We start from the raw sequence: 19,612 nt of genomic DNA, 5'->3' as shown, positions 1-19,612 counted from the left end.
TTTTTGAAGCAATATAAAAAGGAGGAATAAGATGCAAAAGAATATAAAAAAATATTTCTGGTTTTTTGTATTACCAACTTTAGTGGCTTTTATTATAGCTTTTTTAATTCCATTTATAATGGGGATATATTTATCTTTTACAGAGTTTACTACAGTAACTAATGCAAAGTTTGTAGGATTAAGTAATTATATTAAAGCATTTTCTAATAAAGATTTTTTAAGGTCATTTATTTTTACTGCTAAATTTGCTGTGGTATCAGTTATTACTATTAATGTATTAGCTTTTACTTTTGCTTATATGCTTACTAGAAAATTAAAAGGAACTAACATATTCAGAACCGTATTTTTTATGCCAAATCTAATTGGTGGAATTGTTTTAGGATATATATGGCAAATTATTCTAAATTCAATTTTGTACTATTTTGGAATTACTTTAACATATGATCCTAAGTATGGATTTTGGGGATTAGTATTACTTATGAATTGGCAGCAAATAGGCTATATGATGATTATTTATATAGCAGGAATACAAAGTATACCTGGAGAACTTATAGAATCTGCAAGGATAGATGGAGCATCGAAGTGGCAAACATTAAAAAGCATAACAATTCCAATGGTAATGCCTTCTGTTACAATTTGTTTATTTTTGACTGTATCTAATTCATTTAAATTATTTGATCAAAACTTAGCATTAACAGATGGAGCTCCAGGAAATAAAACAGCAATGCTTGCGCTAGATATATTTAAAACCTTCTATGGAAGAGTAGGCTATGAAGGCGTTGGCCAAGCTAAAGCAGTAGTATTCTTTATTTTGGTTGCAGTTATTATGTTAATACAACTTAAGATTACTAGAAAGAAGGAGGTTGAAAATTGATGAGATATATGGCGAAAAGCAAAGTTAAAATAGGAACAATATTACTATATGTTATTTTAATAGCTTTAACTATACTATTTCTTGCACCAATTTTTATGGTATTAATGAATTCATTTAAAGGAAAGTTATATATAAGTAGTGAACCATTTAAGTTACCTACTTCTGTAACCTTTGTTGGATTGAATAATTATATTGGTGGAATTACTAAAACTAACTTTTTAACATCATTTGGTTATTCTTTATTTATTACTATAGCTTCAACAGCTGTAATAATATTTTTTACTTCAATGACTGCATGGTATATAACAAGAGTAAAAACCAAGTTCACAGGATTTTTATATTATTTAATAGTATTTTCAATGATAGTGCCATTTCAGATGGTTATGTTTACAATGACAAAGATAGCTAATATGTTACATCTAGATAATCCAGTTGGAATTATAGTTTTATATTTAGGATTTGGAGCTGGACTTTCGGTATTTATGTATTGTGGTTTTGTAAAATCTATACCTGTTGAAATTGAAGAAGCGGCAATGATTGACGGATGTAATCCAATACAAACTTTCTTTTTTATAGTAGTACCATTGTTAAAACCAATAACTATAACAATAACAATTTTGAATGTTATGTGGATATGGAATGATTATCTGTTACCTTATCTAGTATTAGGCAGTGAGTATAAGACTATTCCTACAGCGGTTCAATATTTAAGAGGTGGATATGGAGCCATTGATATGGGAGCTATGATGGCACTTCTAGTTCTTGCTATAGTACCGATAGTAATATTTTATTTGACTTGTCAAAAATATATAATAGAAGGTATTGCTGCTGGAGCTGTAAAAGGATAGCGATATAATGAGAAATCGTTAATGATATATTGTAATTAATAATTTGATATTATAAAAAAGGTATAAGATAGTGAAAACACAAATCTTATACCTTTGGTAAATATAATTAATTGAAAGAATTGCTATTTAGCATCTTTTATTGCTTCTGCAACAGCTGTTTTTATAGCTTCACTTGTAAGTGTAGCACCTGAAACAGATTCAACATCAGTGCTTTGAGTCTTTATAATTTCATTTGAAACTCCAGTTTCTGCACCTTCGAAGATACCAGGTGTTTCTTTATGGTCTTTAAGTTCTATTTTAACTATGTTGCCACCTTCAACAGTAACTTCAACAGTTACATCGCCACCATTACCTTTTCCAGTACCAGTGTAAACACCATCTTTGTATCCACCATCAACTTCTGGTTTAGCAGTTTCAACTTCTTTTTCTACTTTAATAGTAGCTTCTGTATTTCCACCATTATCAACAACGTATTTAGCAGAATTTTCACCAGCTATACGTCCGAATACAACTATATCAGTAACAGCGTTACCACCAAGTCTATTTGCACCATGAACTCCACCAGTAACTTCACCAGCAGCGAATAATCCTGGAATTGCAGTTCCGTCTTCTTTTAATACTTCAGTGTTAGTATTTATTTTAACTCCACCCATAGTATGATGTACAGCAGGAGCACATAATCCAGCATAATATTTAGCAGTTGTTAATGGTTCTTCCATTGATTCTCTTCCAAATTCAGCATCATTACCAGCAGCTTGATATTCGGCATAAGTATCCATAGTTTCTTTTAATGCTGTAGCATCAACACCGATTTGTTCAGCTAATCCTTCAATAGTATCAGCTTCGTATATAATTCCAGCTGAAATATACTTTTCGATAGCGCTTAATCCATCTCTAACATTTTGGTCAAACACTATATAAGATTCTTTATCAGTTTGAGCTAATATAGCTTCAGAAACAACATCACGAGTAAGTAATTCATTTACGAATCTTTTACCTTCTTTATTAACTAAGATAGCACCGTTACCTCTGACAGCTTCAGTGTACATAGTTTGAGTTTCTGGATGAACTGTTGGGTGAGTTTGAATTTGTTCAATATCAACTAATTGAGCACCTAATTCTTTAGCCATAGCAATACCGTCACCAGTTGCTCCAGCGTGATTAGTAGTACCAAATCCAGCTAAGTTAGGATTGTATTCAACTACCATTTCAGCGTTTCCACCAAAACCACCAGTAGCTAAAACTACAGCTTTACAATCTATTGTAAATTCACCATCTTTATTACTTGCTTTAACACCAGCTACTTTACCATCTTCAACGATGATTTGCTCAGCTTTTGTTTCAAGTAATACAGGAATATTTAACTTGTCCAAATTTTCATTAAACATTTTTACAAGCATTGGGCCTACAGCAGCACCGCCAGTTGGTTTATGGATACGCTTTACACTTGCACCACCAAACATACCAACTTCTGAAAGATCTCCACCATTTTCATTAACCCATTTAACAGCATCAGCAGAATTTTCAGCTAATACTTTAACTAATTCGGGGTCATTAAGGTTTTTTCCACCTTTCATGGTATCTTCAATCATTAATTCAACTGAATCTTCAATACCTTCAGCTGCTTGTAATTCTGTACCAGCAGCATTCATACCACCAGTAGTTCTTATAGTGTTACCACCAGTTTGAGGCATCTTTTCTAAGATTACTACGTTAGTAGCGCCACTTTGAACTGCTTGCATTGCAGCCGACATACCAGCACCACCAGCACCGATAATAACAATATCCGCTGATTTGTTTTCTACTGCAGTAGTTTGATTTCCATCTTGAGTAGCATTATCTTTAGCAGAATTAGAAGCACAACCAGCAAATAAAGTAGCACTTACTAATGTTGCTAAAGCTAATGACATAACTTTTAGTTTTTTCATAAGTTCCCCCTAAATATTAATATTTAATAATGTGACATAATTGTTAAAAAATGTCCAAAAATATAATATCACACAGGAAATATTTTGTACAGAGGGAGTGTTAAAAAATATACAAAATAAATATTGAAAGGTATTAAAGCATATATTTTTAATAATATAGATTATGTGAATTCAAATTATAAGAAAAAATTCTAAAATTAATAGAGATGTTAGTGGGGAATATATACATTTTATAGAATGAACTCTACAGTAATAATGAATAGTTTTTATATAAAGAGGGGAAAATATGAAGATTAATAAAGGGTTATTAAATATAGGAGAAAATTTAGAAGAACTAAAGGATCCACAATATATAATTATACATCACACTGAAGAAGAAGGATGGAATTTTTATGATACTAATAATTATCATATTTCGTTAGGGTGGGAATGTATAGGATATAATTATTTCATTGAAGCTGATGGGAAAATTTTTGAAGGTAGAGGAATGAAAGTTGGTGCCCATACTAAGGGGATGAATATAAAATCAATTGGTATTTGTTTAAGTGGAAATTTTGATATAGAAATTCCTAAGCAAGAACAATTAATTTCTTTAAAAAAATTGTGTACTTTTTTGATAAAAAAATATAATATATCTATAGAGAGAGTTATTGGACATAGAGAAGTTGAAAATTGCAAGAAAACTTGCCCTGGAATAAACTTTGATATGGATCAATTTAGAAAAAGCTTATTATAAAACACAATATTTACATTACTTGGAGCGTTACATAGTGTTGACAAAATCACCTTAAGTAATATATAATATACAGTGTTTTGGTAAAGCCGTAGAAATCGATATATGTTACTACGGAGGGAGGGAAAAATTGTGTCAGAAGTTAGAATAAGAGATAACGAATCATTAGAGCAAGCTTTAAGAAGATTTAAAAGAAAATGCGCTAATGCTGGAGTTTTAGCTGAAGCTAAAAAAAGAGAACACTATGAAAAACCAAGTGTTAAGAGAAAGAAAAAATCTGAAGCTGCAAGAAAAAGAAAGTTCAAGTAGTATTCATGATAAAATGTATATTAATTAATGAATATATTTCAAAGTTATAAGCCTTTTTAGTTTTTACTAAGAAGGCTTTTTTCCTATTTAAATATTATAATACAGAAAAAATCCCAGTTAGTACTGGGATTTGCTATTGAGAAGTTGTCCATTTATTAATAAAGTTTTTAAGCCAATTCCAAAGTCTTTCTAATATTCCTGACTCTTTTATTTCATTACCTAATGATTTTAGATCTTCTAGTAGCTTAGAGCTATTTTGTTTGATAGAGTCTTTAATAGAATCATAATCTATATCTAAATCATTTATTTTATTCATTAATAGAACTATTTTTTCTTTTGTTTCTTCATTAATTGTTATATCTAAGTTAGATGCAGCATCAGTTACCATTTTATTTATTTCATCAGTAGTCTTAGGAGCTTCTTCAATTACTCTAGCTTTAACTTCATTTATTAATGCTGTAGCTTCTACACTTCCTATGGAATCTGCTACATCTAAAGTTACTTCTACTTCTTCTTGAGCTACTTGCTTACCTTCAGGTTTAAGTTCTATGCCTGTTATTCTTTCAGCACCTTCAAAAATTCCAGCTAAAGCTGATTCTCCTGTTACAGGAAATGGTGCAGAAGCTATTATATCCGCATCTGTTATTCCAGAAGTTATTAATGCATTTGTTAGCATACCATTTGTAACTAATGTTAAGTTGTTAGATTTTACATTAATACCTGTCCCATTTTCGTTTATTTTAACATAAGCACTAGAATACCATCCACCTGTAAAATCTGTATAACCTAATTGTCTTGAAGCAACAGTATTATCAACATATACTGCATCAATATCACTAGGGGCATTGAAATATTCTCTAAGTGCTTCTTCTTGAGTGTGATTTAAATCTGCACCGAAACATAGAATCTCACCTTTTTGTATATTAGATTTTCTAGCTAGTGCAGGTATAGAGAAATTGAGAGTTACTAAAGCAAGCGTAGCAAGTGCTATTTTTCTCAAAAATTTATTTTTCATAATATACCTCCTTGGGTTATTAATACTATTATACACAATATAAGTATTTTATGGAGAGAGAAATTGATATATAATATAAAAATATAGTATAGAGTAATTATAGCAATTAGAAATATAGATATATAATTAAGTATATTTTAAAGAATAAATATAAGATAGGAGAAAAGTTTATGAGTAAAATAATAGGATTTATTGGAGCTGGAAATATGGGGCAGGCTATACTTGGTGGTATAGTTAAAGCCGGATTAGTAGCTTCAGAAAATATAATTATGTCAGATTTATATGAACCAAGCTTGGAAAAAGCAAAAGGAAATTATAATATAGAAATTACAACTGACAATAAGTTAGTTGCAAAAAAGTCAGATATATTAATATTGGCAGTTAAGCCTAATTTATATCCAATAGTAATAAATGAGATAAAAGATTTGGTAAAAGATGATGTTATTATAGTTACTATTGCTGCAGGTAAATCAATTGAAAGTACAGAGAAGTCTTTTGGTAGAGAATTAAAGGTGATAAGAACAATGCCAAATACTCCGGCCTTAGTTGGAGAAGGAATGACTGCAGTTTGCCCAAATAAGCTTATAACAGATAATGATATAAATGAAGTTTCAAAATTACTTAATAGCTTTAGTAAAGTTGAAGTAGTAAGTGAAAGTTTAATAGATGCGGTTACATCTGTAAGTGGATCTTCACCAGCGTATGTATATATGTTTATTGAGGCTATGGCAGATGCAGCTGTATTACAAGGAATGCCAAGAGATAAAGCTTATAAATTTGCAGCTCAGACTGTACTTGGTTCAGCTAAAATGGTATTAGAAACAGGAATGCATCCAGGAGCATTAAAAGATATGGTATGTTCTCCGGGAGGAACTACTATAGAAGCAGTAGCTGAGTTAGAGGCTAAAGGTTTTAGAAGCGCTGTTATATCAGCTATGAATAAATGTTATAAAAAATCTCAAGAGATGTCTAAATAAAAGTTATTAAGATTAAGAAGCAAGAGTTGGCAGTAACTCTTGTTTTTTAATTATTCTATTTAAAATTATTAGGACTATATTAAGAAAAGACATATATGTAGCAGCATAAAATTTTATAATATATAATAATAATGTAAAAAAATAGTGATTTAAATTGTTTTAATAAATTTTGATTTAGGAAGGTATTGTATGAAAATAGGATTAGTATTAGCCGGTGGAGGCGGTAAGGGAGCATATGAACTTGGAGTTTGGAAAGCCTTAAAAGAATTAGGTATTAGTGAACATATATCGGTTTTTTCAGGAACATCGATAGGTGCTTTCAATGCAGTTTTATTTGCTATGGATGATATGGAGAAGGCTGATAAACTATGGGATGAAGTGACTATGGATAAGCTAGTACCTATTAGTAATTATGAGTTGATTAAAAGAGGAATAGGTCTTTATCTAGGTGGTAAAAATCTTCAGTTAGCTAAGAAGTTTTTAAATGATAAATTGAATTATGGTGCTATTACTAATGATGGTGCTGTTGATATAATTAATAAATATCTTGATTTCAGTAAAATAAAGGAAAAGAATAAGATTTGTTATGCAGCGTGTACAAAGTTACCTAACTATACTGTTCAATATTTTAGGATAAATGATCATGATGATGAAACAGGAAAGAAAATGATTTTAGCATCAGCATCATTACCACTTATTTATGATAGTACTGAAGTTTTTGGAGAAAAATATATTGATGGAGGAATTGTTGATAATACTCCTATTCAACCTGTATATGGTGAAAATTGTGATGTTATCATAGTAGTGTTACTATCAAAAGAAGCTACTATAGATAGATCACTTTATCCAAATTCAAAGCTTATTATAATAGCACCTGAAAATCTTATGGAAAATACAATTACGGGAACATTAAATTTAGATACAGAGGCTAAGACTAGAAGAATAGTAGAAGGATATAATGATACTATAAATAAGCTTGAACCAGTAATTGATTTATTTAAGTTTATTAAAGAAGAAAATGAGCAGAAAGAAAATCCAATTCTATATAAGTTATATAACTGGTTGAAGAATTTTAGTAATAAGATAAAAAGAGTATTTAAGAAATAGTGTGATTTTATAATAGATTTAGTTTAAGATAGTTAAGTTTAGAAAAGGAGATAGTAACCAATGAAAACTACGGTATATTTAACTAGACATGGTCAAACAGAATGGAATCTTGAAAGAAGATTGCAAGGAAGAGGAAATTCGCCTTTAACTGAAGCGGGTATAGAAAGAGCTAAAGAATTAAGAGATAGAATTAAAGATATCCATATTGATTATATATATTCAAGTCCTATAGAAAGAGCATTAGATACTGCAAACATAATCAAAGGTGACAAGAGCATTGAAGTAATAACAGATGATGGATTAATGGAAATGTGCTTTGGAGATTATGAGGGGAGAAAGACAGATGAAGTTATGGCTGAAAATCCAGAATGGAATATTGACCTTATAATGCATGGTGATGTTAAACTGTGTGCTCCTAATGGTGAGAATTTAGAAAGTGTCAGAGCTAGAGTTGCTGAAACTATGGATAGAATAATAGAAAAAAATAGAGGTAAGTCTATATTAATAGTAACTCATGGAATAACTTTAAAGGCCTTAATGTATTATTTTAAGGATGAAGAAGTGAACAATGAAGTTATGGGTCAAGCTACTTTAACTAAAATAAATGTAGATGAAAATAATGAATTTGATATAGAATTTAAAAATGATGATAGTCATTTTACAGTAAAAGGCCAAAAGTTAGGATGGTAGATTTTAATTCGTTTAGTATGTATGAGAAAAAATAAAGACATACTATAGATATTAAGATAAATTTAAGAGGTGCAAGCAATTTATGATTTGGATAAGTATTATTATAATACTAATTTTAGTTGTACTTTCTTTAGGAGTTAATATTGGATTAAAAGAAACAGTGATGTCTAAAAGAAAAGAATCAAGACAAATGTTAGAGGAGTTATGGTCTAGATTTGGAACTGATTATAGGAATTATCAGAACATTCCGGTTGAAGAAGTAATTATTAAAAGTTATGATGGCTTAAAACTTAAAGGTTATTTTCATAGAGTATATAAAGATTCAAAAAAAGTAGTAATAATGAATCATGAATCATGGGTATACTGCTAATCATTACATCGATTATCAGTTTACAGACATATTTTTTGAAGAAGGATACAATGTTTTACTTATCGATATGAGAAGTCATGGAGAAAGTGAAGGTAAAGTGGCTTCATATGGATATAATGAATCAAAGGATATAGGAAGTTGGGTAAGGTGGATTAAAGATAAAATTGGAGAAGATGCTTATATAGGTCTTCATGGACAATCTATGGGAGCTGCAACAGTTATGTTATATGGTGCTACGCATCCAAATGATATTAAATTTGTAATAGAGGATTGTGGCTTTACAAGTGCTAGAGAAGCTATAAAATTTCAATTTCGGAAAGTTAAAATTCCATTTTGGCCATTATATGATTTGATAAGAGTTAAAGTAAAAAGAAAATATAAATTTGATTTTAATAATATTTCTCCAGAAGATGCTATAGTAAATAGTGATATTCCGGTGTTGTTTATACATGGAGATAATGATAAGGTTGTTCCTACTTGGATGGGTGAAGCTTTGTATAACGAAAAAAATGGGGAAATGGATAGATTATATTTAGTTCAAGGTGCTGGACATATGGAAGCATATTCAAAAGATAAAGAAAAATATAAACAAGTTGTAAAAGAATTTTTAGATAATATTAAATAGTAAATATAAAGGTCTGTTAAATTAAATAAGTTTAACAGGCCTTTAATTATGATATAATTTATTAAATAATATAATTTATATAAGTATAAAAGGAGTGTAAAAATGTATAAGAGACAAATAGAAGAGTATTTTAACTTACATAAAGATGAGATGTTAGAGGATATATGTAAAATTATAAGAATAAAAAGTGATCGCCAAGAGCCGAAGGAGAATATGCCTTTTGGTGAAGGTGTAGTTAAGGCTTTAGAAGAATCTTTAAAAATTGCAAGTAATATGGGATTTAAGACTACTAATTATGATAATTATGTAGGAGCTGTAGATTTTAATGATAAAGAAAAAGCTTTAGATATATTAGCTCACTTAGATGTAGTTCCAGCTGGAGATGAGTGGACAGTAACTGAGCCATATGAACCAGTAATAAAAGATGGTAAATTATATGGAAGAGGATCAGCAGATGATAAAGGGCCTGCAATAGTAGCCTTATATGCTTTAAAAGCAGTTAAGGATTTAAATATTCCATTAAGCAAGAATGTTAGACTAATTTTAGGAACTGATGAAGAGTGTGGAAGTGGAGATATTAAACATTATTATAAAATAGAAAAGGAAGCTCCTATGACATTTTCGCCAGATGCAGATTTCCCAGTTATAAATGTTGAAAAAGGTGGATTAAAAGGCCTATTTAATGCAAGTTATAGTGAAAGCAAAGAAATTCCTAGAATTCTTTCAGTAAATTCAGGAGTAAAGATTAATGTTATTCCAGATAAAGCAACTGCAGTAATTGAAGGATTTAAAAAAGAAGAGATAGAAAAATATTGTAAAAAAGCTACTGAGTCAACTGGAGTAAAATTTGTTGTAAGTGAATCAGATAATAACTGTGTAATTAACGCAAAAGGAGTAGGTGGACATGCTGCTCATCCTACTGGTGGAAATAATGCATTAACAGCTATTATTAAGTTATTAGCTTCTATGCCATTTGCTAAGAGCGAGGGATTTGAAAGAATATGTGCTATAAACAAATTACTACCTCATGGTGATTATTACGGAGAAGCTCTTGGAGTAAAGATGTCCGATAAGGTATCCGGAGAATTAACTTTATCATTTAATATTTTTGAGTATAGTACAACAGGGTTAAAAGGAACGTTTGATTGTAGAGCTCCACTTTGTGCTAATGATGAAAATTTAAGAGATGTCGTTGCTAAAAACCTAAAGATTAATGGAATTGAATTAGAACCATGCAATGTATCTGATGGGCATTATGTGGACGAAAACTCTGATTTTATCCAAACGTTATTAAGATGTTATGAAATGTATAGCGGTAAAAAGGGTGAGTGTATAGCTATTGGTGGAGGTACTTATGTACACCGTCTAAAAAATGGAGTAGCATTCGGTTGTACAATGCCAGGAACTGATAATAATATGCATGGAAATGATGAATTTGCAGTAGTTGATGAATTATTATTAAGTGCTAAAATATTTACTCAAGCTATAATAGAATTATGTAAATAATAATATACTATAATCAATTAAAAAATATAGGAGTGATATTAAATGGGTTTATTTAATGGAATTATAGGAAATGCATCAGAAGTTGATATAAATAAGTTGGCTCAAGATTATGATAAGTTATTAGGGCCAAGTGAACGAATTGAAAAAGCATATAAATTAATAAGAGATATGATTATATTTACTAATAAGAGATTAATAATAGTTGATAAGCAAGGAGTGACAGGAAAGAAGACTGAATATCGTTCAGTACCATATAGAGCTATTACTAATTTTTCAGTAGAAACTGCAGGGCATTTTGATTTAGATGCAGAACTGAAAATCTACATTTCAGGAATGAGTATGCCAATAGAAAAGACTTTCAGCAGTGGATGCAATATATATGAAGTTCAAGCTATACTTGCAGAGTATTGTAGTAAATAAGAGAAATAACAGGAGAAGAGGGTATGTGGATAAGGGTACAAGATGAAAAGACATTAGTAGAACCTAAGATAATTGAAATTACTAAGGGAATACTGAAAAAGTCCAAATATACTATTGTAGGTAAAGTTACTAATAGTACTCAGGAGATGGTAGTAAATTTAGGGACATATGATAGTGAAGAAATTGCAGATAGGGTATTTGAAGAGATTGAACAAGCGATTCTTAGTGATAAAAAAATATATGTAATGCCAGAAAGTAATGGAATATATTAATTTAAAGAGAAAAGTGTGGTTATACATTAGTATAACTACACTTTTTATATTTTAAATGTGTTTTTATATAAAATAGTTATAAAAAATGTTATTATAATATTAGAAAATTATTGAAATAAATACATAAAAAGTATTTGAATTTCTAAAAGGAATGGGGGCTATAAATGAATATTAGAGAAATTTTCGACCAAAAAAAATTGGTGTTTTCTTTTGAGGTATTTCCACCTAAAAGTACTTCTCCAATAAAAAATATATATAAGGCGTTAAATGAACTAGTGAAATTAGAACCAGACTTTATAAGTGTTACCTATGGGGCAGGAGGAAGCACTATAAACAATAAGACTACAGAGATATCATCTCTTATAAAAAATATTTATGGAATAGAATCATTAGCACATCTAACTTGTATTTCTTCAACTAGAGAGCAAATAGTCGATATAACTGAAAGATTAAAGCTTGAGGAAGTTGAAAATATATTAGCTCTAAGAGGTGATGATAATGGTACAAGCTGTGGAGATTTTAATTATGCTAATGAATTAATAAGTTATATTAAAGAAAAAGAAAGTTTTAATATAATAGCTGCATGTTATCCGGAAGGACATATTGCAAATAAAGATATTAAATTAGAGATTGATAATATAGAAAGAAAGATTGAAAGTGGAGCAACTAGCTTTATATCTCAACTGTTTTTAGATAATAATATTTATTATAAATTTTTAGAAGAGATAGAAAAAAGAAATATTAAAACTAATATTCAAGCAGGAATAATGCCTGTTATAAATGCAAAGCAGATGAGGAGAATAACTGAACTCTGTGGTGCAACTATACCTTTAAAGTTTAAAAAGATAATGGAAAGGTATGAGAATAATCCAGAAGCTTTAACGCAAGCTGGTATAGCTTATGCAACAGATCAGATAATAGACTTATCTTCAAGCAATGTAGATGGAGTTCATTTGTATACAATGAATAATCCATATGTTGCAAAGAATATAAGTAAGAATATAGGAAAAATAATAAGTTCGATAAATGAAGTTCAAAATGTATAGTAAAAAGGAGAGTTTGAGATGGAAAAGGTAGAAAGTTTTGAATTAGATCATAGAAAAGTAAAGGCACCTTATATAAGGAAATGTTGTGTTTTAAATGGAGAAAAAGGTGATAAAGTAAGTAAGTTTGATGTTAGATTTCTTCAACCTAATAAAGAAGCATTTGGAACAGCTGCAATGCATGGATTAGAGCATCTATTAGCTCATACATTAAGAGAGAAGTTAGAAGGTGTTATAGATTTATCACCAATGGGATGTAGAACAGGATTCTATCTAACTATTTGGGGAGATAGGGAGTGTAGGGAAATAAAAGAAGCAGTAGAATATTCTTTAAATAAGGTTTTAGAAGCAACAGAAATTCCAGCAAAAAATGAAGTCCAATGTGGCAATTATAGAGATTTATCGCTTTTTGGAGCACAAGAATATGCTAAAGAAGCATTAGAAAAGGGTTTTTCACTTAATATTTATGGAGAATAATTTAAAGATAGATATAAATGAGGTATTAAGATATCTAGGATATAGAGGTCAAGAAATTACTAATGAACTTATGGAAGAAGTTGAAGAAGCCATTAAAGAAAGTAAGAGTTTGCTTAAAGTTAAATATGTTTGTAAAGAATTTAAGATTACAAAAAATAATAGTGAGATATTATTAGAAGGAACAAATTTAAGATTAAAAGGTAAAGATATATTTAACTTATTACAAAATAGTGATAAGTGTATATTGATGGCAGCAACTGTTGGTAGTGATATAGAAAGAAAGATTAAGTTTTATAGTAAAATTAATTTAACTAAAGCTTTAATATTAGATTCTTGTGCAACAGCGGCTGTTGAAGAAGTATGTAATAATTTACAGGAAAGTATAGGAAGAGAGATGCTTAAAGGTGAAGAAAATTTCACCTTTAGGTATAGTCCTGGATATGGAGATTTATCTTTAGATATACAAAAAGATTTTATAAGTATTTTAGATTGTGAGCGAAAGATTGGAGTAAAGGTTTCTAGCAATATGTTATTATTTCCCAGGAAATCTGTCACAGCAATTTTAGGAATAACTAATAAGAAGCAAAATAGAGATAGATGCAAAGAGTGTAGTAACTTTGAAAGATGTAACTATAGAAAAGGGGATAAAAGGTGTGGACGTTAGAGAATTAATTAAAGATAGAGTAGTTGTATTTGATGGAGCTATGGGAACTATGCTCCAAAAAAGAGGATTAAGGCTTGGAGAAAATCCAGAAGTAATTAATTTTACAAATGAGGATACTGTAATAGATATACATAAGGAATACATAAAAGCTGGAGCAGATATTGTAACTACTAATACTTTTGGGGCTAATGAGATTAAATTGAAAAACACACCATATTCAGTAGAAGAAGTTGTAAGCAAGGCAGTAACTTTAGCTAAGAAAGCAGTTTCTAATAATGAGGTATTAGTAGCTTTAGATATAGGGCCTATAGGAGAACTTATAGAACCTATGGGAACATTATCTTTTGAGCATGCAGTAAATATATTCAAAAGAATAATAAGAGCTGGAGATAAAGCCGGAGTGGATTTAGTATTAATAGAAACTATGACTGATCTTTATGAGATGAAGGCAGCGATATTAGCATGTAAAGAAGAAAGTACATTACCTATATTTGCAACTATGACTTTTGAGGAAGATGGAAGAACTTTTACAGGGTGTCTTCCAGAAAGTATGGCGATAACACTTGAAGGATTAGGGGTAGATGTGCTAGGGGTAAATTGTTCTTTAGGTCCGAAGGAACTTTTACCTATATTAAAAAGAGTAGTTTCAAATACTAATATCCCAGTAATGGTTCAGCCTAATGCAGGTTTACCTAAAATTATTGATAATGAAACAGTATATTATATTACTGCTTCAGAGTTTAGAGAAAGAGCAGAAGAGTTTGTAAATAATGGTATATCAATTATTGGTGGATGCTGTGGAACAACACCACAATTTATTAGCGAGTTATCTAAGCTTAAAAGTTTGAAAATATTAGAAAGAGAAAAAGTTACAAAAGCTGTACTTACAACACCTTCTAAGTTAGTGGAAGTAAATGAAGTAAAAGTTGTTGGAGAAAGAATTAATCCTACAGGGAAGAAGCTCTTTAAAGAAGCTCTTAAGAAAAATGATATAGATTATATATTAAGACAAGCTATAGAGCAAGTTGAAGCAGGAGCTGACTTATTAGATGTTAATGTTGGATTACCTGAAATAAATGAAGAAGAAATGATAATTAAGATAATTAAAGAAATTCAGTCTATTTTAGATGTACCACTTCAAATAGATTCTAATGACCCTAATGTTATTGAAAAAGGCTTAAGATACTATAATGGTAAACCCATAGTTAATTCAGTAAATGGTGATGATGAAGTTTTAGATAGTATTTTACCAAGTGTAAAGAAATATGGAGCTGCTGTAGTTGGATTGACATTAGATAGCAATGGAATACCTAATAAAGCTATTGATAGATTTAAAATAGCAGAAAAGATAGTAAGTAGAGCATTAGAATATGGAATAAATAGAGAAGATATATATATTGATGCATTAACTCTTACAGTATCGGCACAACAAGAAGAAGTAGTAGAAACATTAAAAGCTTTAAGAATTATTAAGGAAAAGTTAGGAGTTAAGACTGTTCTAGGTGTATCAAACATATCATTTGGAATGCCAATGAGGGAAATTATAAATGAGACTTTTTTAGTGATGGCAATGGAAGCTGGACTTGATTTGCCTATAATAAATCCTAATAAAGAGAATATGATGGGAGCAGTTAGAGCTTTTAAGGTATTGAAAAATTATGATAAAAATGGAGCAAATTATATAGCTGCTTATGGAAATAAGAAAAATGAAGTAGCTAATAAAGTAGAAGGTAAAAAAGAAATTTTAGATATTAACATATTAGAAAATTGCATTTTAAAAGGTTTAAGAAATTCCACAAAAGAGATTACATTGAGGCTTTTAGATGATAAAAGAGAATTGGATATAGTTAATGAGGACTTAATTCCTGCATTAGATAAGGTAGGAAAAAAATATGAAAATGGAGAGATTTTCTTACCTCAATTAATTCAAGCTGCAGAAACTGTAAAGGTAGCTTTTGATATTATAAAAGAAAGACTTGTGTTAAGTGATAAAGGAAGTTCTGTAGGTAAAGGGAAAATTATTTTAGCTACAGTTCAAGGGGACATTCATGATATAGGTAAAAATATAGTTAAAGTTATATTAGAGAATTATGGCTATGACATAATTGATTTAGGTAAAGATGTAAATATAGAAAAGGTAGTAGAAGAAGCAGTGAAAAGTGATGTTAAGCTAGTTGGCCTTAGTGCACTTATGACGACTACTATAAAATCTATGGAGAAGACTATTCAACAATTAAAGATTAATGACTATAAAGGTTATATAATGGTTGGAGGAGCTGTAGTAACTGAAGAGTATGCTAAAAAAATGGGGGCAGATTATTATGCTAAAGATGCCAATGATTCTGTAAAGATAGCTAAGGAAGTGTTTGGAAAGTGATGCTATTAAAACTTAAATTGTGATTAATAAAAAGTGATAAATATTTTTAAAGATTAATTATTAACTTAGATAATGGGGGAATAATATGAAGAAACAAAAGTATTTAAAAAATTTTTTAAAAGCAATAGGAATTTTATTTTTAGCTATAATTGTAATCGTTGGTTTATATGTTGCATATATGAGTATTCAATATTATAGGATTGATGATAATGTTGTAGTTGAGGATGAAAATCCATCGGATATAATTCTTACAGCTAAAGAGGAACATTCAGTAATAACATATAATATTGGCTTTGGAGCCTATAATCATCAATTTTCATTTTTCATGGATAGCGGAGAGATGAAAGATGGAACACAGGTTGTAGGAAGTGATTCTAAAGCAGAGAGTAAGGAAGTTGTAATTGAAAATACTAATAATTCCATAGATTTTGTTGATAATTTAGATGCTGATTTTTATCTTTTCCAAGAAGTAGATACTAAAGCTACTCGTAGTTATAATGTAAATCAATATGAGATGTTAAAGAGATTAGGTTCAGAGTATTCTTTAAGCTTTGCAAATAACTTTCACTCTGCATTTTTAATGTACCCATTTACAGAGCCACATGGCTCAGTTAATTCTGGATTAACTACTATGAGTAAATATAGAATAAATGAATCTATAAGAAAGCAATATCCAGTAAGTACTGATTTTATTACTAAGTTTACAGATTTGGATAGATGTTTTTTACTTTCTAGAGTTCCTGTTGATAATGGAAAAGAATTAGTATTAATAAATACTCATATGTCAGCTTATGACGAGGGTGGAGCAATAAGAAAAGAACAGTTAAAGGTTCTTAATGAAGTATTAGAAGCAGAGTATGAAAAAGGTAATTATGTTATTGTCGGCGGAGATTTCAATCATGATATAGCTGATACAAAAGAGTTGTTTGAAAGTAATCAAAATATTCCAGAATGGGTTTATCAGTTAGATGATAATGATTTAGAAGAGGGATTTACTTTTGTAATAGCAGATAATTATAAAGAAGTTGCTACTTGTAGAAGTACTGATATGCCTTATGTAGAAGGTGGAAATTACACAGTAGTTATAGATGGATTTATTGTATCAGACAATATAAAAAGTTTTAGGGCGGAAAATTTAGATGCTAACTTTGTATCATCTGATCATAATCCAGTAGCATTATATTTTATACTAGAATAGTAGAAATTTTATATCAATTTGGCTCTATGCTTGATGATTAATGATAAAAAAGCTTGGTTATAAATGCCAAGCTTTTAATTTTGAACTTATTTACAAATAATTACGTAATATCATAGTTATCTTTCTCAAATACTATAATTAACGTATGGTATTAGGAGGATAAGATTATGGATAAAGAATATAATAGTAATATTTTTAGAACATATAAATTAGATTACTTTGGAAAGTATCATTTTTATGAAGAGAATGAATTAGTTAAAGAAAAAGAAGATGGAGAATATATTTTAGAAAATTTAAAAAAGAGTAATAGATTTGATTATAATGGAGCATCATATACATTTACGAAGTTTGGAAATATATCTGAAGGAAGAACAGAAAAAGATGTAGATTTAACAATTAAAGAGAATGATTATAATGTTGATATTAACGGAGAAGTAGTTCATTTAGATTTAATTTATAAGATGGATATAAAAAAATTAGAAGATCACTATAGAATAACTACAAGGATTAGTGAAAAGGGAGATACAGTATCTTGCTTACTTTATATAGATTTAGAGAATGGAGAAGATTTTATTAATGGATTAAATCATGTTAAGGAAGCACAAATAGAACTATCTCGACCAAAAGATTAAAAATCTATATTATATTTAAAATATATTAGAACGTTAACTATTTATTAAGTTAGCGTTTTAAATTATGTAATAAATTGTATATAATGTATAATATAGTTGTTAGCAATTTGTATTGGGGTAGATATTAATGAACGAAAAGTATAAAAGGTTAAGTTTATATTATAGAGATTTATGGTGGAAGAGTAGTTGTGATTTACAGTTGACTATGACTAAATATACTTTAGAAGAAAAGCAAAGACGTGAAAAAGATTTTGATGTACTTATAGATAAGATTATAAAGTATATTGAAAGCTTTCCTAAAGATGAAAAGAAGAGAGAGAGTTGGAGAATAAAGGGGAATGATTATATTGAAAAAATAATTTCTTCTGAACGTATATTTAAATTAGGTGTTATTGATAAAGAAATGAAAAGTGCTTTCATCAAATCAACAAAAGATTTCATAAAAGCATCTAAGTCTTTTGACAGTACTCTATCTTATGAAGATATAGGACAAGCAATGAGAAATGTATGGATAGTGAATATGTTACAACAAGCCTTTGGAGAAACGATTAGATTTAATAATGGAGTTTTTGGATATAGTATGCTGTATCCATATACAGATAACTATTTAGATAATATTGATATAGGATTAGAAGAAAAGATTTCTTTTAATAAGAGATTTACTAAAAGACTTAATGGTGAGAAGGTTATGCCATTAAATAAACATGAGGATAAGGTTTATAATCTTGTTTCCTGTATTGAATCAGAATTTAAGAGAGAAAAATTTAATGATGTATATGATAGTCTTTTACTTATACAGGAAGGGCAAAAATTAAGTCTTAATCAGCAAGAGGAAGAGAGCATTCCTTATGAAAAAGATATTTTAGGTATATCTATTGATAAAGGGGGAGCATCAGTGATCGCTGATGGAAATCTTATTAGAGGAACTATGAGTGAGGAAGAAGAAAGGTTTGCTTGGGGCTATGGATTTCTATTGCAGTTAGGTGATGATTTACAGGATATAAAAGCTGATAAAGAAAAGAAGCATATGACAATAATGTCTCAGCTTGCAGGGAAATATCATTTAGATAAAATAGTTAATAAACTTATAAATTTAACTATTTATGTAGTAGATAATGCTAAATGTTTTGTATGTAAAAGTCCTAATGAGCTTAAAGAATTAATAAAAAATAATTGCAACTATATGGTTTTATTTGCAATCATTGATAATAAAGAATACTTCTCAAAAGAGTATATAAATGAAATTAATGACTATTTGCCATTTACAATTGAATTCTGAGGAGGTATTAAACAGAAAATAAATGATAAATTTAAGAAATTAAAAAAAGAGTATCATGGAGTTTCTGTAGAGGATATATTAATGGAGTTTTGTATGTAAATAAAGTGCGAAGCACTTTGGTGAAAAGTTTGACTTCGTCAAAGGGGAAAATGTCACTGACGTGACAGTGAAAATATTGCTTATGGCAATAGTGAAAAGTGTCTACATTAGTACCTTTCGCTTTAACATAAGTTAACTTTTCCCCGCTACGCTAGTAGCCTTTTAACTT

Annotated in this window: 21 protein-coding genes; 19 read left to right on the top strand and 2 right to left on the bottom strand. The window is 29.4% G+C overall.

Features of this window, described 5'->3' with window-relative positions:
- The first annotated feature begins 31 nt into the window (after positions 1-31).
- Entirely contained in the window at positions 32-874 is an 843-nt protein-coding gene (locus tag H8S10_RS02090; protein WP_186837790.1) for a sugar ABC transporter permease, read from the top strand.
- A complete protein-coding gene (locus H8S10_RS02085; RefSeq protein WP_347707660.1) occupies positions 874-1,722 on the top strand; it encodes a carbohydrate ABC transporter permease in 849 nt (282 codons plus the stop codon). The genes H8S10_RS02090 and H8S10_RS02085 overlap by 1 nt, the downstream gene beginning before the upstream one ends.
- Before the next feature lie 122 nt (positions 1,723-1,844).
- On the opposite strand, the gene H8S10_RS02080 is transcribed toward H8S10_RS02085, so the two are convergent.
- Entirely contained in the window at positions 1,845-3,650 is a 1,806-nt protein-coding gene (locus H8S10_RS02080; protein ID WP_186837789.1) for a flavocytochrome c, read from the bottom strand.
- A 286-nt stretch (positions 3,651-3,936) separates the two neighbouring features.
- Between H8S10_RS02080 and H8S10_RS02075 the strand changes: the two genes are divergently transcribed.
- Together H8S10_RS02075 and rpsU are read left to right on the top strand one after the other, a co-directional pair.
- Positions 3,937-4,386, top strand: coding sequence for a peptidoglycan recognition family protein (locus H8S10_RS02075; RefSeq protein WP_055264274.1), 450 nt, complete (start codon positions 3,937-3,939; stop codon positions 4,384-4,386).
- 129 nt (positions 4,387-4,515) lie between these two features.
- A complete protein-coding gene (rpsU, locus tag H8S10_RS02070; RefSeq protein WP_055264276.1) occupies positions 4,516-4,692 on the top strand; it encodes a 30S ribosomal protein S21 in 177 nt (58 codons plus the stop codon).
- Between the two features lie 133 nt (positions 4,693-4,825).
- On the opposite strand, the gene H8S10_RS02065 is transcribed toward rpsU, so the two are convergent.
- Positions 4,826-5,707 (bottom strand): DUF1002 domain-containing protein, encoded by an 882-nt coding sequence (locus H8S10_RS02065; protein WP_186837788.1) that lies wholly within the window; start codon positions 5,705-5,707, stop codon positions 4,826-4,828.
- 170 nt (positions 5,708-5,877) lie between these two features.
- On the opposite strand from H8S10_RS02065, the gene proC reads away from it, so the two are divergent.
- From proC to H8S10_RS01990, 15 genes are all read left to right on the top strand, one after another.
- On the top strand, positions 5,878-6,684 hold the full coding sequence (gene proC / locus H8S10_RS02060; protein ID WP_186837787.1) for a pyrroline-5-carboxylate reductase: 807 nt from the start codon (positions 5,878-5,880) through the stop codon (positions 6,682-6,684).
- Positions 6,685-6,873: 189 nt separating this feature from the next.
- Complete coding sequence (locus tag H8S10_RS02055) at positions 6,874-7,791, top strand: patatin-like phospholipase family protein (RefSeq protein WP_186837786.1); 918 nt, start codon at positions 6,874-6,876, stop codon at positions 7,789-7,791.
- A 60-nt stretch (positions 7,792-7,851) separates the two neighbouring features.
- Positions 7,852-8,481: a histidine phosphatase family protein gene (locus H8S10_RS02050; RefSeq protein WP_186837785.1), complete on the top strand. Its 630-nt coding sequence runs from the start codon at positions 7,852-7,854 to the stop codon at positions 8,479-8,481.
- An 82-nt stretch (positions 8,482-8,563) separates the two neighbouring features.
- Positions 8,564-8,851, top strand: a complete 288-nt coding sequence (locus tag H8S10_RS02045; protein WP_186837784.1) for a hypothetical protein — start codon at positions 8,564-8,566, stop codon at positions 8,849-8,851.
- Positions 8,829-9,476, top strand: a complete 648-nt coding sequence (locus H8S10_RS02040) for an alpha/beta hydrolase (protein ID WP_186837783.1) — start codon at positions 8,829-8,831, stop codon at positions 9,474-9,476. Before H8S10_RS02045 ends, H8S10_RS02040 begins: the two co-directional genes overlap by 23 nt.
- Positions 9,477-9,578: 102 nt before the next feature.
- Positions 9,579-10,982, top strand: coding sequence for a dipeptidase PepV (gene pepV, locus H8S10_RS02035; RefSeq protein ID WP_186837782.1), 1,404 nt, complete (start codon positions 9,579-9,581; stop codon positions 10,980-10,982).
- Between the two features lie 42 nt (positions 10,983-11,024).
- Positions 11,025-11,402: a PH domain-containing protein gene (locus tag H8S10_RS02030; protein ID WP_055264290.1), complete on the top strand. Its 378-nt coding sequence runs from the start codon at positions 11,025-11,027 to the stop codon at positions 11,400-11,402.
- Positions 11,403-11,425: 23 nt separating this feature from the next.
- Positions 11,426-11,674: a hypothetical protein gene (locus tag H8S10_RS02025; RefSeq protein WP_186837781.1), complete on the top strand. Its 249-nt coding sequence runs from the start codon at positions 11,426-11,428 to the stop codon at positions 11,672-11,674.
- Between the two features lie 164 nt (positions 11,675-11,838).
- Positions 11,839-12,720, top strand: a complete 882-nt coding sequence (gene metF, locus H8S10_RS02020; RefSeq protein WP_186837780.1) for a methylenetetrahydrofolate reductase [NAD(P)H] — start codon at positions 11,839-11,841, stop codon at positions 12,718-12,720.
- A gap of 18 nt (positions 12,721-12,738) precedes the next feature.
- A complete protein-coding gene (locus tag H8S10_RS02015) occupies positions 12,739-13,194 on the top strand; it encodes an S-ribosylhomocysteine lyase (protein ID WP_186837779.1) in 456 nt (151 codons plus the stop codon).
- Positions 13,184-13,858, top strand: coding sequence for a vitamin B12 dependent-methionine synthase activation domain-containing protein (locus H8S10_RS02010; RefSeq protein ID WP_186837778.1), 675 nt, complete (start codon positions 13,184-13,186; stop codon positions 13,856-13,858). Before H8S10_RS02015 ends, H8S10_RS02010 begins: the two co-directional genes overlap by 11 nt.
- Positions 13,848-16,235: a homocysteine S-methyltransferase family protein gene (locus H8S10_RS02005; RefSeq protein WP_186837777.1), complete on the top strand. Its 2,388-nt coding sequence runs from the start codon at positions 13,848-13,850 to the stop codon at positions 16,233-16,235. The genes H8S10_RS02010 and H8S10_RS02005 overlap by 11 nt, the downstream gene beginning before the upstream one ends.
- An 85-nt stretch (positions 16,236-16,320) precedes the next feature.
- Positions 16,321-17,433, top strand: coding sequence for an endonuclease/exonuclease/phosphatase family protein (locus H8S10_RS02000; protein WP_186837776.1), 1,113 nt, complete (start codon positions 16,321-16,323; stop codon positions 17,431-17,433).
- Between the two features lie 167 nt (positions 17,434-17,600).
- Positions 17,601-18,065 (top strand): hypothetical protein, encoded by a 465-nt coding sequence (locus H8S10_RS01995; RefSeq protein WP_055266336.1) that lies wholly within the window; start codon positions 17,601-17,603, stop codon positions 18,063-18,065.
- A 127-nt stretch (positions 18,066-18,192) separates the two neighbouring features.
- Positions 18,193-19,344 carry a hypothetical protein gene (locus H8S10_RS01990; protein WP_186837775.1) on the top strand — a complete coding sequence of 384 codons (1,152 nt, stop codon included), beginning with the start codon at positions 18,193-18,195 and terminating at the stop codon, positions 19,342-19,344.
- Positions 19,345-19,612 lie beyond the last annotated feature (268 nt).

It is taken from the genome of Clostridium sp. NSJ-49, from assembly GCF_014287725.1.
Taxonomy (GTDB): domain Bacteria; phylum Bacillota; class Clostridia; order Clostridiales; family Clostridiaceae; genus Clostridium; species Clostridium disporicum_B.
The sequence above is the reverse complement of the archived record's forward strand: the minus strand, read 5'-3'. Positions and strand labels throughout refer to the sequence as shown.